At 34.9% G+C, this 13,018-nt stretch carries 18 protein-coding genes and 1 riboswitch; of the genes, 6 read left to right on the top strand and 12 right to left on the bottom strand.

Annotated elements, in window-relative coordinates; all coding sequences use genetic code 11:
* Window positions 1-6: 6 nt before the first annotated feature.
* From ACSG5Z_RS00560 to ACSG5Z_RS00530, 7 genes are all read right to left on the bottom strand, one after another.
* A complete protein-coding gene (locus ACSG5Z_RS00560; protein ID WP_435710390.1) occupies window positions 7-1,356 on the bottom strand; it encodes an aspartate aminotransferase family protein in 1,350 nt (449 codons plus the stop codon).
* Window positions 1,357-1,536: 180 nt separating this feature from the next.
* A complete protein-coding gene (locus tag ACSG5Z_RS00555) occupies window positions 1,537-3,087 on the bottom strand; it encodes a solute symporter family protein (protein WP_001027730.1) in 1,551 nt (516 codons plus the stop codon).
* A gap of 2 nt (window positions 3,088-3,089) precedes the next feature.
* Window positions 3,090-3,431, bottom strand: a complete 342-nt coding sequence (locus tag ACSG5Z_RS00550; protein WP_000817375.1) for a DUF485 domain-containing protein — start codon at window positions 3,429-3,431, stop codon at window positions 3,090-3,092.
* Between the two features lie 309 nt (window positions 3,432-3,740).
* The gene (locus ACSG5Z_RS00545; protein WP_435710389.1) at window positions 3,741-4,370 is read right to left on the bottom strand and encodes a sterol desaturase family protein; all 630 of its coding nucleotides are present in this window, start codon (window positions 4,368-4,370) and stop codon (window positions 3,741-3,743) included.
* Between the two features lie 82 nt (window positions 4,371-4,452).
* Entirely contained in the window at window positions 4,453-4,746 is a 294-nt protein-coding gene (locus ACSG5Z_RS00540; protein WP_000286360.1) for a hypothetical protein, read from the bottom strand.
* 19 nt (window positions 4,747-4,765) lie between these two features.
* Complete coding sequence (locus ACSG5Z_RS00535) at window positions 4,766-5,398, bottom strand: LysE family transporter (protein WP_000466560.1); 633 nt, start codon at window positions 5,396-5,398, stop codon at window positions 4,766-4,768.
* A gap of 138 nt (window positions 5,399-5,536) precedes the next feature.
* Complete coding sequence (locus tag ACSG5Z_RS00530) at window positions 5,537-6,265, bottom strand: YqcI/YcgG family protein (protein WP_087985587.1); 729 nt, start codon at window positions 6,263-6,265, stop codon at window positions 5,537-5,539.
* Window positions 6,266-6,531: 266 nt separating this feature from the next.
* On the opposite strand from ACSG5Z_RS00530, the gene cspB reads away from it, so the two are divergent.
* A complete protein-coding gene (gene cspB, locus ACSG5Z_RS00525; RefSeq protein ID WP_001161731.1) occupies window positions 6,532-6,729 on the top strand; it encodes a cold shock-like protein CspB in 198 nt (65 codons plus the stop codon).
* A 119-nt stretch (window positions 6,730-6,848) separates the two neighbouring features.
* Window positions 6,849-7,097: a DUF2564 family protein gene (locus ACSG5Z_RS00520; protein ID WP_000534395.1), complete on the top strand. Its 249-nt coding sequence runs from the start codon at window positions 6,849-6,851 to the stop codon at window positions 7,095-7,097.
* Between the two features lie 33 nt (window positions 7,098-7,130).
* On the opposite strand, the gene ACSG5Z_RS00515 is transcribed toward ACSG5Z_RS00520, so the two are convergent.
* From ACSG5Z_RS00515 to ACSG5Z_RS00505, 3 genes are all read right to left on the bottom strand, one after another.
* A complete protein-coding gene (locus ACSG5Z_RS00515; RefSeq protein ID WP_000358801.1) occupies window positions 7,131-7,307 on the bottom strand; it encodes a zinc-finger domain-containing protein in 177 nt (58 codons plus the stop codon).
* 12 nt (window positions 7,308-7,319) lie between these two features.
* Window positions 7,320-7,979, bottom strand: a complete 660-nt coding sequence (locus tag ACSG5Z_RS00510; RefSeq protein WP_435710388.1) for a ribonuclease H family protein — start codon at window positions 7,977-7,979, stop codon at window positions 7,320-7,322.
* Between the two features lie 148 nt (window positions 7,980-8,127).
* Window positions 8,128-8,616 carry a QueT transporter family protein gene (locus tag ACSG5Z_RS00505; protein WP_001026482.1) on the bottom strand — a complete coding sequence of 163 codons (489 nt, stop codon included), beginning with the start codon at window positions 8,614-8,616 and terminating at the stop codon, window positions 8,128-8,130.
* 6 nt (window positions 8,617-8,622) lie between these two features.
* A riboswitch (PreQ1 riboswitch) is annotated at window positions 8,623-8,667 on the bottom strand.
* A gap of 132 nt (window positions 8,668-8,799) precedes the next feature.
* Between ACSG5Z_RS00505 and ACSG5Z_RS00500 the strand changes: the two genes are divergently transcribed.
* The 3 genes from ACSG5Z_RS00500 (at window position 8,800) to ACSG5Z_RS00490 (ending at window position 11,048) form a co-directional block, all read left to right on the top strand.
* Entirely contained in the window at window positions 8,800-9,672 is an 873-nt protein-coding gene (locus tag ACSG5Z_RS00500) for an aldose 1-epimerase family protein (protein WP_435710387.1), read from the top strand.
* Between the two features lie 70 nt (window positions 9,673-9,742).
* Window positions 9,743-10,129: a reverse transcriptase-like protein gene (locus ACSG5Z_RS00495; RefSeq protein WP_435710386.1), complete on the top strand. Its 387-nt coding sequence runs from the start codon at window positions 9,743-9,745 to the stop codon at window positions 10,127-10,129.
* A 13-nt stretch (window positions 10,130-10,142) separates the two neighbouring features.
* The gene (locus ACSG5Z_RS00490) at window positions 10,143-11,048 is read left to right on the top strand and encodes a DMT family transporter (protein WP_435710385.1); all 906 of its coding nucleotides are present in this window, start codon (window positions 10,143-10,145) and stop codon (window positions 11,046-11,048) included.
* A 2-nt stretch (window positions 11,049-11,050) separates the two neighbouring features.
* Here ACSG5Z_RS00490 and ACSG5Z_RS00485 read toward each other — a convergent pair whose 3' ends face one another.
* The gene (locus tag ACSG5Z_RS00485; protein WP_001195212.1) at window positions 11,051-11,311 is read right to left on the bottom strand and encodes a DUF6123 family protein; all 261 of its coding nucleotides are present in this window, start codon (window positions 11,309-11,311) and stop codon (window positions 11,051-11,053) included.
* 182 nt (window positions 11,312-11,493) lie between these two features.
* Between ACSG5Z_RS00485 and ACSG5Z_RS00480 the strand changes: the two genes are divergently transcribed.
* Complete coding sequence (locus ACSG5Z_RS00480) at window positions 11,494-12,054, top strand: cysteine hydrolase family protein (protein ID WP_435710384.1); 561 nt, start codon at window positions 11,494-11,496, stop codon at window positions 12,052-12,054.
* 33 nt (window positions 12,055-12,087) lie between these two features.
* On the opposite strand, the gene ACSG5Z_RS00475 is transcribed toward ACSG5Z_RS00480, so the two are convergent.
* Window positions 12,088-12,948 carry a GNAT family N-acetyltransferase gene (locus ACSG5Z_RS00475; RefSeq protein ID WP_435710383.1) on the bottom strand — a complete coding sequence of 287 codons (861 nt, stop codon included), beginning with the start codon at window positions 12,946-12,948 and terminating at the stop codon, window positions 12,088-12,090.
* Window positions 12,949-13,018: the final 70 nt, after the last annotated feature.

Genomic DNA, 13,018 nt, shown 5'->3' with positions numbered 1-13,018 from the left:
GATTCATTAAATACGTTCCATCGCCGTCTTCAACGTTCCAACAACAAAGGCAATTTCTTCACTTGAAATAACAAGTGGTGGTGCTAATGTTAAGACGTTATTATATCCTGCTGTTGTCATGCCGTTTCGTCCAATAATTAAACCTTTTTCTTTACAAGCATTTACAACACTTGCAATTTTGTCGTTATCAATTGGTTCTTTCGTCTCTTTATCATTTACTAGTTCGATTCCAACTAGTAGGCCTTTTCCTCTAATATCCCCTACAAGTGGATGTTCTCCAATTTCTTCTTTTAATTGCTCTAATAAAAGCGAGCCCATTTGTGTAGATCGCTCAATTAAATTTTCATTTTCCATAATCTCTAAGTTTTTAAGCGCTAATGCACAAGCTGCAGGATTTCCACCAAATGTATTAATATGACGGAAGAATTCATATTCTCCCTTCCCTTTAAATGCTTCATATATTTCTTTTTTCACAGCTGTCGCTGATAACGGTAAATATGCGCTCGTAATCCCTTTTGCCATCGTAATAATATCTGGCTGAACGTCATAATTCATAAATCCAAATGCTTTTCCTGTACGTCCGAAACCGCAAATCACTTCATCACTAATGAGCAAGGCACCGTGTTTTTGACACGTTTCATGAACAGCTTTCATATAGTCTTGTGGCGGCATTAAAATGCCTCCGCCCGTAATAATTGGTTCCATAATAAAAGCTGCAATCGTTTCACTTAATTCCCATGTCATAACGCGATCTACTTCTTTTACACATTCTACATCATAAATATTCTCTCTTTCTATTCCAGGCATACGATAACAATCTGGCGGCGTTACATGTAAAAATCCTGAAGCAAATGGCTCATATTGATATCTACGCTGTGCTTGTCCAGTCGCTGCCATCGTTGCCATTGTATTTCCATGATACCCGCGGTAACGTGACATAAATTTATAACGATGCGGTTCACCTTTTTGAGCATAGTATTGTCTTGCTATTTTAAAAGCTGTTTCGTTCGCTTCCGAGCCACTATTAGAGAAGAAAATAACATACTCTCCTCCAAGCCACTCATTTAATTTTTCTGCAAGCTTTATAGCCGGTTCATGCGATTGTGACATTGGAAAGTATGATAATGTTTGTAATTGCTTATAAGCCGCCTCTGCGAGCTCTTTTCTGCCATATCCACTATTCACACACCAAAGACCACTCATACCATCTAAATATCTTTTCCCTTCTATATCTTCAACCCAGCACCCTTCTGCTTTTGCCCCTACCATTGTACTATTTGGACTAAAGGGACGCATTCCGTGCCAAACATATTGCTCATCTTTTGCTAATAATTCATCAGTCTGTTTCGTTTTCATCATTTCTTCCACCTTCCATAACAACTTATTTTTCACAAAAGCTGTGCTGGTGCCATGATGATTTAATTTTCTCCCTGCTTATTTTCATTCCACAAAATTAAGACAAAATCCTACTTACAATACAGTAATATTTACAAGAAAAAAAGAGCTTTTCTTATATATCGAAAAGCCCTTCTCTTTTTAATGTGACGATGCATCACTAACACCATGACCTGTATTAGATTTCACAAGAATCTCATCAAATTTCGCAGCATCTTCTTTCTTACTAGATAACACGGTTCCTAAATATGCTGCAAGGAATCCAAGCGGAATTGAAATAATTCCAGGTGTCGTATATGGGAATATCGCTTCCCCAACAAATATAGCTTTTCCAGCTACAGGGTTCCAAACATTTGGACTTAACGCTACGAGAACAATTGCTGATACAAGACCAACGACCATACCCGAAATGGCACCTGTTGTATTGAAGCGTTTCCAATATATTGTGAATAATATAACTGGTAGATTTGCACTCGCTGCAACTGCAAATGCTAATGAAACTAAAAATGCTACGTTCAACGTTTGAGCAAATAACGCTAGTATAATGGATAATACCGCTACCCCAATAGACGCATAGCGAGCCATTGACACTTGCTCTTTTTCCGTTGATTTCCCCTTGCGAATAATTTCATTATAAAAATCATGTGCAAATGCTGATGCTGCTGTTAATACAAGGCCTGCCACTACAGCTAAAATAGTTGCAAAGGCAATTGCTGATACGAAAGCAAATAAGAAATCTCCACCTAACGCTTTAGCTAATAAAGGTGCTGCCATATTACCAGCAGGGTTTGCTTTCATAATTGCCTCATTTCCTACAAATGCTGCTGCCCCAAATCCTAAGAAGATTGTCATAATATAAAATGCGCCAATTAACCACGTAGCGTACACAACAGATTGCCGTGCCGTTTTTGCATCACGTACTGTAAAAAAGCGAACAAGAATATGTGGTAATCCGGCAGTACCAAGAACTAGTCCTAAATTTAAAGACAGTGTATCAAGACCATCCTTATACTTTACCCCTGGATTTAAAAATGAATCTTTTAATGGCGTAGCTGTTTTCATTTGAGCGAACATTTCAGTCACACTAAAATTAAATTTTGAGAAAACGATAACAGAAATAATAAATGTACCAGCCATAAGTAATACAGCCTTAACAATTTGTACCCAGCTCGTCGCAGTCATTCCGCCAAAAATAACGTACACTGTCATTAATGTACCAACGATTAAAACGGATGTCGTATATTCGATCCCTAATAATAATTTAATAAGTGCACCAGCCCCAACTAATTGTGCAATCATATAAAAAATCGAAATCGTCATCGTATTAAGCGCTGCAACGCCGCGAACTTTTTTCGCATCAAAACGCGCCGCAATCATATCTGCTAACGTGTACTTCCCTAAATTTCGAAGTGGCTCTGCAACTAAGTATAATACAACTAAGTAAGCAACTAAGAAACCGATACTATAAAAGAATCCATCAAAACCAGTTAATGCGATCGCTCCGGCTATACCAAGAAATGACGCAGCAGACATGTAATCTCCCGCAATGGCCAGACCATTTTGCCAACCAGTTAATCCCCCTCCAGCTGTATAAAACTCACTCGCATTTTTCGTTTTCTTCGACGCAAAATAAGTTATGACGAGTGTACCAAGAACGATGATTAAAAATAATGCAAAAGCAGTTATATTCAAAGTTAGCCCCTCCCTTTTTGCATATCTTGTAGAATTTTTTGCGAGATTTCATCAAAGGATTCTGCTTTTTTGCTATAAATCATACATAATGACCACGTCATGATAAATTGCGCAAATGCAAACACCCATGCCCACGTAACATCCCCAAATGCTGGTGTATTGAGCACCTTTGAATACGATGTTAAAATAGGTAATGCAATAAAAAAGCTTAAAAAGAAAATACTCATCGGAACGATAAACTTCTTTTTCGTATTTAATAGCAATTGAAATTCTTCTGACTGAACAACCTCTGTATAATTCACTTCATTTTGTAACTTACGTGCTGATGTATCATCTCTTTTCATTCCCATTCCCCTCTCTTACTGAAAATACAATTCCCCCTTGTATACCTAAAGACTAAATTTTATAAATATTCAGAAACTTATTTCTATTTTAGACAATCCATACATTCCTGCAAAGATTTTTCGATAGACATTTTTCGCCAATTTCTCCTAAGTTTTTAATATACTTTTTCAACATAAAAATTACGTACTTCAATTCCTCACCAGTCAAGCTTTACAGGAAGTTATCTTCCATCTAACTTCCTCATATTTGCCGGATTGTGAGGCGGGAGTTTTACCACCCGGCAAATTTCCAAATAAAAAAAGTAGTGCTTATCGCACTACTTCTGTCTTTTTCTCTTTTTCTAAATTACGAGCTGTTTCACTTAATTCAACGTCTTTCCCATCTTTAAGCGTTCCAAATATGAAATCGAATACTGGATTTGAAACACCAAACCAAAACTTTTCATTTTTATAATGGTGTAATATGTGCTGTTTTTTTAGCCATCTTCCAAACTTAGTGAACGGACGAATCGGCTTATGTGCAATATAATGTTTCCATTCATAAACGAGAAGCATGATAATCATTCCAATTCCGAATGAAAGTGTAATAGTAGCACTTTTTGTTATACCATATGCTATAAGTAAATATATAGTAAAGCTAGGTATACTAAACCATACAGGCAAAAACAATAGTTTTAAATCATCTGGATATACATGATGATCATAATGTAATCTTCTTAACATTTTTAATAAAACTACGTTTTTAGGTGGCTTTAAATGGAATAAAAACCGATGTGTCATATATTCGTTAAGCGTATAAAAAACAATCCCAAACAAACACGCGAACATACCGATCCATGTGAAAAATTGCATTTTTAAAATAATGATGAAAATAAATAAAATACTATACATAATAACGATATCATGTTGTAAAAAGAACTCTTTCCCCACTCTCTTCATCTTCCTTCCCCCTTTTCCAAAAAAACAGCCGCAACATATCGTTACGACTATTTCTTCTATTTTTTATTTTATTCTATTCACTTTACAAATTTGCCTGCTGCTCTATTGTCGAGAAAAAATTGTTCGATCCAAATATATTTTGCTTTGGAATAATATGTTCCACCGCAAACACTGTTACTTCTCCTCTTTGTACCTCTCCAATAATGAGCCCAAATATTTCATGATTTAACGCAAACGTTGGTTGCTTTGTTTGCAGTAATCTTGCTGCATTATGAAATACCGCTTCATATAGTGGATTCCTATCAGTAATTTCTTTTCGGATTTTGGGTGCTAACGTAATAATAATTTCTTTTCCGTCAATAGTGGTTCGATACATAAAAATCTCCCCTTCAATCTTATGTGAACAACTGTAAAGCTTTGTATGCAAAATGGATAGAATATCCTACTAAAATAATACCGGCTCCGGCTGTTATATAGCCAAGTGCTTTTTGCTTTAATAAAGTTCTGCCAAAATGGACAGAAAAAGCAATATTTAAATTCCATAAAATAATGCCAACGATAATACAAAGACTGTACAAAAAGGCTTCTTGTTTCGTTACCTTCGTAAGCAATGAGCTAAGTGTACTTCCGTATATACCAAACCAAAAAACAAGATTTAATGGATTGGATATTGCAATTAAAAAACCTGCCATAAACGATTGTTTAAGGCCACCTACCTCTTCCTTTTTATATTCCATATTCGAGTGGGAAATTCCTTGTTTTACACTTTGAAATCCTAAATAAAATAATAAGAAAAACCCTGTACAATACATAAAAGCTTGTACATATGTATACATAAACACAGAAGATAAACCGAAATAAATGAGAAGCATAAACAAAATATCTGCAGTCATTCCACCAATTCCAACAACCCATGCATGCCAAAAACCTCGTTCAATTCCTCGTTTTAACATTTCAATATTAATCGGACCTACTGGCGCAGCTAATGAAATACCTAATACAATTTGTTGTATAATCGCTCCAAACATCGCTTTATCCTTTCTACTTCCTTTACTATTAAGTAATGGTGTAATGATTAAAAATAGACTAGCTTTCATCAAAATATTTACTACTAAAATACCCTTTTTTATCCAAAATATGCAAAAGAGCCATCTGGATGATGGCTCTTACTTTTCTAACTTATGAAGAAAAGGACATTTTCCTTTTATCGGCTCTACATCGTCTCCTATGAAGTATTGTTTCCATTCGCGATGATCTGGATCACCATAATGACTAATGTTAGGGTGTTTCGGCAGCTGATCCCACTTTTCAACTCGATCTCGGACCGTTTGTCTTGAATATGCTCCTTTAGGGCGCTCCCCTTCTAATCCATCAAAGATGGTACGCGGTTGAAATCCAATAACGAGAGAATTTCCTAAATGCCTAGTTTTTCGTTGTTTATAAGCTGGCGCATTTCCAAATGCGAATATCGGTTCACCACCAAATGAAAATTCCCATAAGTAATGGTCTGGGTCTTCAGGAATTTGCTTCGGCCATGTTTGGTCATCGTTTTCATGTAAATATTGTAGTACTTTCCAAAAGTACTCACGATAATATTCCAGTGATTGTTCCTCACATTCCGGTTCCACAAAAAGAAAGAATCCTCTTCTTACAATTGGGCGCTCTTTCATTAACTCTAAAAAAGATAACATTGTATGTGGCAAATGACTCCAATCATTATGAGAGAGAAATGAATAACGAAGTTCATTCTTTTTCAAAGCTGTTAAGCCGAAATAACATGGGAAAGTTGGTTCTAGCACGACACTCGAAAAATTTTGAAATTCTTTTGTAACCCAATTTGGTATGTCAGTTCTCGTTCTCATTCCTTCATTATCTAATAAATAAGACTCATTCATTCTTTCTTTCACCTCATTATGTATAGCATTCAATTAAGAATATTACATACTCGGCCTGTCCTATACCTATTTAAAAATTCGGCTGAAAAATTATTTAAAAATACAAAAAAATAAAATCGCTTACTTGACTAATTTCTACCAATTCGTGTATATTTAAATTAATCATTTAGCAGAATATTCAAGATTATAGCATTTTTAGTTTATATTATCTTTCAAATGAATTTCACTAAATGAAAAAAGCAAATGTTTTTAGGAGGAATTGTAACATGCAAGGAAAAGTAAAATGGTTTAACAACGAAAAAGGTTTTGGATTTATCGAAATGGAAGGCGCTGACGATGTATTCGTACATTTCTCTGCTATTCAAGGTGACGGCTACAAAGCTTTAGAAGAAGGTCAAGAAGTATCTTTCGATATCACTGAAGGAAACCGCGGACCTCAAGCTGCTAACGTAGTAAAACTTTAATCCAACATATAACAGGAGGTTACCTTACTTGGTAACCTCCTTTGTTATTCCTTTGTATATTTCCGTTTTACAGAGCAAAAACTATGTGAAATGCGCAATATACAAAGGAGGAAGTAATAATGGGATCAGAAGTAAATGATTTTGAAGAAGTGAAATTCCGTGTAGAAACAGCACAAAAAATGGTAGGGTCAGCGACAATTTCAATGGATCCAGATACATTAGAGCATGCGACTACTGCTGTAGAAGCCGCTCGCTCTCAGCTTGAAATTATGAAATCTGTTGCGACAGATTTAGATGAGCCATTTTTAATGAATGAGGAAAAGAAATTAAGTAAATGCGAGCATCAACTAAACGAAGCAAGACACTAAAAAACATCCAGAGAATTTTCTCTGGATGTTTTTTCATGATAACTGTTCCCCATACTTTTTCAATGTTTCTCCAACTGTACATTGTCGTATACAAAATGAATGAGCGTAATACTTACTATTTGTCTTTCGATTATGTTCTCGCAAGAAACATCCTTCACAATACGTTTCTAATAAGTCATTTACCTCTGTAATGAGTTGCTTTTTATCCACCTTTGCACCTCTCTATTCGGTTATTTCTTTATGACTATCAATGACTGTTCCTTCTAATGCTTGCGTAGCTAATTGATGCGCTTCTTTATTTTGTTTTCTAGATATCGGCTCACTTACAAGTTTTAGTTTCATTTGCTTCGCTTTTTGTTCAATTTGATCTAAGTAATGATTTAAATGCTCATCATAACAAGGCCATTCTCCAGCCAATTGCTGCAGTACAACTTGAGAATCGCCGCGAAGTGTAACTGCTTCATACTTAATTCCGAATTCCTCGAGTATATTCATGCCATATAGTAATGATGCATATTCCGCTTCATTATTATCATATATACCTTCTATATATGCATTACGGCGAATTCGGTATTTTGTATTTCCTTTTTTATAGTATACACATATACCTACTCCAGCTTCTTTCGTCTGTACATCATAACCGCCATCAAAATAAACAAGGATTTCTTGGGGCTCTTCCTCCACTTGTTTACTCAGCTTTTTCATTTCCTTTAATGACCATTCTGCATCCATTTCATCATAAAATGATAGTTCTTTCACTCTTCCTGTTTTCTCGAAATCCTCTGCAAATTGCAATATATCGTCTATGTTCATATAATCTGTCGTTAATTCCGTCTGCAATCCGCTCTTTGTTTTATACAACCAATGAATTTTATATTTCATACTAGATTCCCCTTATATAAGACTTCTTATATGTAGTCAGCTAATGAAAGCCTCACTTTATTTTATTATATTGTATCAAGAGTCACAGCATTATATTCAATATGATTACATACAAAAAGAGCTATCCCTATAGGAATAGCTCTTTCATCTATTGCATAAATCTTTCAAATTGTACTCGTTTATTAATCCAGTACATTACAGGCATACCAATTGCCATGACAACAAATTCACCGATGGCACATGTTAACCAAGTCAACATAAATGGTAAATCAAATGCAAGATGAAGTTCAATTGCAATCATAAACATTGTAATTGTAAAAATAACTGTATTAAAAATCATACGAGCCCAAACACCTTTAATAAATCGCATAGAAATAATCGTTGCAACTAATGCAAGAATAGATTGCCCTACTCCAAATACTAAATCGTAAGCGATCATAGGTGAGAAAAAGAGATTTGTTAAAAATACACCTAATACAATTCCGTAAATTGCTTTCTTATTAAATACAACAAGATGATTAAACATCTCTGAAATACGAAACTGTACACTCGTAAAGCCAAATGGCTGAATAAGCATAGAAACAGCAATATATAATGCCGCTAAAATACCATTACCGACTAATGTTCTTATATTCATGACAAAATCTCCTTAGTTTTTTTACGTGGGATGGTTTCGAACCACGTTATTCGTTTTTTAAGCAACAAGAATATATTCTACGCAATACACACTCTCTCGTCAATAGATTCCTATCATTAACTACCTTTTTTCTTTTAGACAACGTATAATAAAACATATGAAAGTTTTAGGAGGTTTCACTTCATGACAGCAACAATTCAAAATGAAAAAGTGGTCGTTTCCATTTCTGACAAAGGTGCAGAATTACAAAGCGTTCGCTTAAAAGAAGATAACACTGAATACTTATGGCAAGGCGATTCTTCTTATTGGGGGCGCCGCTCACCAATTTTATTCCCAATTGTCGGCCGATTAGTAGATAATACATACTACGTAGATGGTAAACCATATTCTTTAACACAGCACGGCTTTGCTCGTGATCTTACATTCTCTGTACAAGAACAAGGTGAAACGAAAATCACTTATATTGTAACTAGTAATGAAGAAACATTAAAAAAATACCCATACGAATTCGAATTACTCGTTTCTTATGAGCTAGACGGACAAATCGTTCATGTAACATATGAAGTAAATAACCCTACTTCAAAAGAGATGTTCTTCTCAATCGGAGCACATCCTGGGTTCAACTTCCCCTTATTAGAGGGCGAATCATTTACAGATTATCATTTATCATTTAATGGTTCTGAACGCTTAGAAACAAGCGTATTAGAAGGACCTTACCTTTCAAGTAAAAAACAATTAATCGCTGAAAATACGAATGAATTACCACTTACATACGATTTATTCAAAAATGATGCGCTTATTTTTGAAAATATGAATACGGATGAAATCTCTATTCGTTCTCATAAACATAATAAATTTGTAAAAGTAGAATTTGATGGCTTCCCATTTGTTGGCGTATGGACACCAGGTGAGAACGCACCTTTCTTATGTATTGAACCTTGGTACGGTATTGCTGATGAAGTAAATCCAGCAAAAGATTTCAAGGAAAAAAAAGGAATTCAATCTTTACAAGCGAATGAAACATTTACATGTCGTTATAGTATTACAATCGGCTAAGTTACTCTATCCCCTACTTCAAAGAAACATATAAGTAGGGGATCATCTTATAATTTGGAGGTTTCTCATTTTGATTGAAGTATATATTGATGGTGCATCAAAAGGAAATCCTGGTCCTTCTGGTGCTGGAGTGTTTATTAAAGGGGTGCAACCAGCTGTACAATTATCATTGCCCCTTGGGACAATGTCCAATCATGAAGCAGAATACCACGCTTTACTTGCGGCATTAAAATATTGCACGGAGCATAATTATAACATTGTCTCTTTTCGTACAGATTCGCAACTTGTCGAGCGAGCTGTCGAAAAAGAATACGCAAAAAATAAAATGTTTGCACCACTATTAGAAGAAGCATTACAGTACATAAAAAGTTTCGATCTCTTTTTTATTAAGTGGATTCCAAGTAATCAAAATAAAGTTGCTGATGAGTTAGCTAGAAAAGCTATCTTACAAAATTAACGGGGGTATGAGTGTGAAAAAAGATTGGATTGCTCCTCTTGCTTTATTATTTGTCTCTTTTATTTGGGGAGCTACATTTGTTGTCGTTCAAAATGCTATGTCTTTCGTTGGTCCATTTACTTTTAATGGTATTCGCTTTTTATTCGCTGGAATTATTTTATTATTCGTTCAAATGATTTTCTCAAAAAAATCTTCAAAACAAGATATAAAACAGAGTAGTCTCGCTGGATTAATCGTTGGATTTTTTTTATGCGTTGGCTATGTATTACAAACATTCGGCTTACTTTATACAACTTCTTCAAAAGCTGGTTTCTTAACAGGTCTTAGTATCGTTATGGTACCAATTTTGTCTTTTATCTTTTTAAAACAAAAAGCTACCATTTTTATCGTAATGGGCATTGCTGTAGCAACAGCAGGTTTATACTTATTAACTGCTGGTGATTCTTTTCAATTAAACATTGGAGATATACTCGTTCTCGGTTGTGCAGTTGCTTTCGCTGCCCATATTCTTGTTAACGGCTTCTTCTCTAAGAAAATATCACCTTTATTATTAAGCACGTCGCAAGTATTAGCTGTCGGTATGTTTTCTTCTATTTGCGCCTTTTTGTTTGAAGATTGGGAAAAATTATTTTCAGTAGCACTATGGACGAATTCTTCCTTTTTATTCGCTCTATTTCTAACTTCCCTATTTGCGACATCCATTGCTTTTTTTATTCAAACATCAGCACAAAAACATACGTCTCCAACGAGAGTAGCAATTATTTTCGCAATGGAGCCTGTTTTTGCTGCATTAACAGGCGTTCTCGTTGCAAACGAACAACTTTCTATTTCCGCTATTATCGGATGCCTATGTATTTTCCTAGGCATGGTTTTTGTTGAATTACCTTCCAAAACAAAAAAAGAAGCGCAGGCTGCGTGAAGTTACGCTTGTAACTTCCGCATAAAAGCCTTAGCGCTTTTTTTATCTGTAATTTCTTCTTCTTTCAAACGTTCTAATAACGCAACAAAATAACTCCCATCAAACTGTAATTGATGTTTAATTGTCGCTTCTATTGCTGCGTTCACAATTCCATCAGATGCACCAGTATATCCTTGTCCAAACATAATAAACCCTTGTGCTTCCTCTGATAGTTTAAATCCTTTCGTATGTAAGAATGAAAGATAATCTTCTACTGTTTGCATGATATTCCCACCTACTCAAAAATTCTCCATCTCCTATCATACATGTTTTTACACGCTATGAGAATGAAATTTCTTTGACAACTTTGTAAATCTATCGTCTACTGCATAGACAATAAAGGATTTCCTTGCAATATGAATGAATATGTATAGTGGAACTTATTTCATATTAAAGGGGAGACACGATGAAACAAGCACTATTAATTATCGATGCGCAGCAAGAATTAATGGATGGGAATGAACAAGAAAAAGAAGTTTTTCGCAAAAAAGAGTTATTATCTACACTAAATACAGCCGTACAAAAAGCAATACATGCAAATACCCTTATTGTTTTCGTAAGAGATATCGATGTTGCTTCTGGTAGCGGAGAAGGATTTGAAGTACATAATGAAATTAAAGTACCTCAGTCTGCAATCCTTATTAATAAAGCAGCAACAAACGCATTCTATGGTACTTCTCTACTTGAACTTTTAAAAGAAGAAAAAATTAATCATATCGTTATCGGTGGATGTAAAACAGAACATTGCATCGACACCGCAGTTAGAACAGCTACTGTACAAGGATTTGATGTTACATTAATTAAAAACGGTCATTCCACAACTGATTCTAACGTGTTATCTGCAGAACAAATTATTGAGCACCATAATAAAGTTCTACACGGTCATTATAATGTGGATCATTTTTCTATGGTGAGAGATATCGAGGAAGACCTCTTCCAACCAACTCACGACCAATATCGTGATTAATAAAAAAGAATCCTTCATTTAGAAGGATTCTTTTTATCCAAAAATTTGCGCTGCAATACTGTATAGTTCCCCATTTCTTTTCAAAAATTGATCACTATTTCTCATCATAATTGGCGGTGTATTAACCTTTTGAAAACCAGTAATCTCTAATTCTTTCATGAAACCTTTCTTTCCTTCTGGTACATCAATTCTTAATTTACCATGGTGCTCTCTTGCTAAATCATGCACAATTCTCATTGCCATCGCATCATTTTTCGCAGCGACTGGACCTATTATTTTATTTTCTGGTGTTTGTATACTTAAACCGTAACCTAATACATTTTGGTTGTTGTCCTTTACAACGATGCACTGTTCACTTTGTATAATTCTTTTCGTTAAAAATGCTTTTCTATTTGTTCCAAACGCATTTTCATCTAATTTTATTATTTTTTCTAAATCACACTCTTCATAATTCATCATATAATCTTCATTTCCTACACAATAATCATTCACATTGTAAGAGTTACATATGTATTTAGAAACATAGCTTACTGCCCTAAATCCTAGTTTTTCATATAACGGCTTTCCTTCATCCGTAGCAATAAGCATAATTGGAGTTTGAGCCGATACGCTCTTAATGCATGAATTCGTTATCGCCTTTCCAATCCCATTCCCCTCATATTTCGGATGTACAATGACCATTCCGATAGACGCTAATTTCTCCCCATATAATATAATTGCCGCGCTAGCAATAAGTTCCTTTCTCTTATTCCACACACCGTATATAATACCTGAGTCAAAAATAGTCTCAATTTCTTCTTTATTATAATCCCACCCAATATAAGAAGATAATGCTACAATATCGCCTATTTGTTCTTCCCTAAGACGCTCCACCTTAATTTCCAATTCAAGCATACTTCATCCCCTTCCCTAGACATTTAAATCATTATTATTAAATCAACTTGTACATGTTTCCCTTTATTTG

The organism is Bacillus pretiosus (genome assembly GCF_051294775.1).
GTDB lineage: Bacteria > Bacillota > Bacilli > Bacillales > Bacillaceae_G > Bacillus_A > Bacillus_A wiedmannii.
The sequence above is the reverse complement of the archived record's forward strand: the minus strand, read 5'-3'. Positions and strand labels throughout refer to the sequence as shown.

Bases quoted from the DNA above. Each gene is read 5' to 3' on its own strand.
- ACSG5Z_RS00560 (WP_435710390.1), bottom strand. From the start codon at position 1,356: ATGAAAACGAAACAGACTGATGAATTATTAGCAAAAGATGAGCAATAT.
- ACSG5Z_RS00550 (WP_000817375.1), bottom strand. From the start codon at position 3,431: ATGAAAAGAGATGATACATCAGCACGTAAGTTACAAAATGAAGTGAAT.
- ACSG5Z_RS00545 (WP_435710389.1), bottom strand. From the start codon at position 4,370: ATGAAGAGAGTGGGGAAAGAGTTCTTTTTACAACATGATATCGTTATT.
- ACSG5Z_RS00540 (WP_000286360.1), bottom strand. From the start codon at position 4,746: ATGTATCGAACCACTATTGACGGAAAAGAAATTATTATTACGTTAGCA.
- ACSG5Z_RS00535 (WP_000466560.1), bottom strand. From the start codon at position 5,398: ATGTTTGGAGCGATTATACAACAAATTGTATTAGGTATTTCATTAGCT.
- ACSG5Z_RS00530 (WP_087985587.1), bottom strand. From the start codon at position 6,265: ATGAATGAGTCTTATTTATTAGATAATGAAGGAATGAGAACGAGAACT.
- cspB (WP_001161731.1), top strand. From the start codon at position 6,532: ATGCAAGGAAAAGTAAAATGGTTTAACAACGAAAAAGGTTTTGGATTT.
- ACSG5Z_RS00520 (WP_000534395.1), top strand. From the start codon at position 6,849: ATGGGATCAGAAGTAAATGATTTTGAAGAAGTGAAATTCCGTGTAGAA.
- ACSG5Z_RS00510 (WP_435710388.1), bottom strand. From the start codon at position 7,979: ATGAAATATAAAATTCATTGGTTGTATAAAACAAAGAGCGGATTGCAG.
- ACSG5Z_RS00505 (WP_001026482.1), bottom strand. From the start codon at position 8,616: ATGAATATAAGAACATTAGTCGGTAATGGTATTTTAGCGGCATTATAT.
- ACSG5Z_RS00500 (WP_435710387.1), top strand. From the start codon at position 8,800: ATGACAGCAACAATTCAAAATGAAAAAGTGGTCGTTTCCATTTCTGAC.
- ACSG5Z_RS00485 (WP_001195212.1), bottom strand. From the start codon at position 11,311: ATGCAAACAGTAGAAGATTATCTTTCATTCTTACATACGAAAGGATTT.
- ACSG5Z_RS00480 (WP_435710384.1), top strand. From the start codon at position 11,494: ATGAAACAAGCACTATTAATTATCGATGCGCAGCAAGAATTAATGGAT.
- ACSG5Z_RS00475 (WP_435710383.1), bottom strand. From the start codon at position 12,948: ATGCTTGAATTGGAAATTAAGGTGGAGCGTCTTAGGGAAGAACAAATA.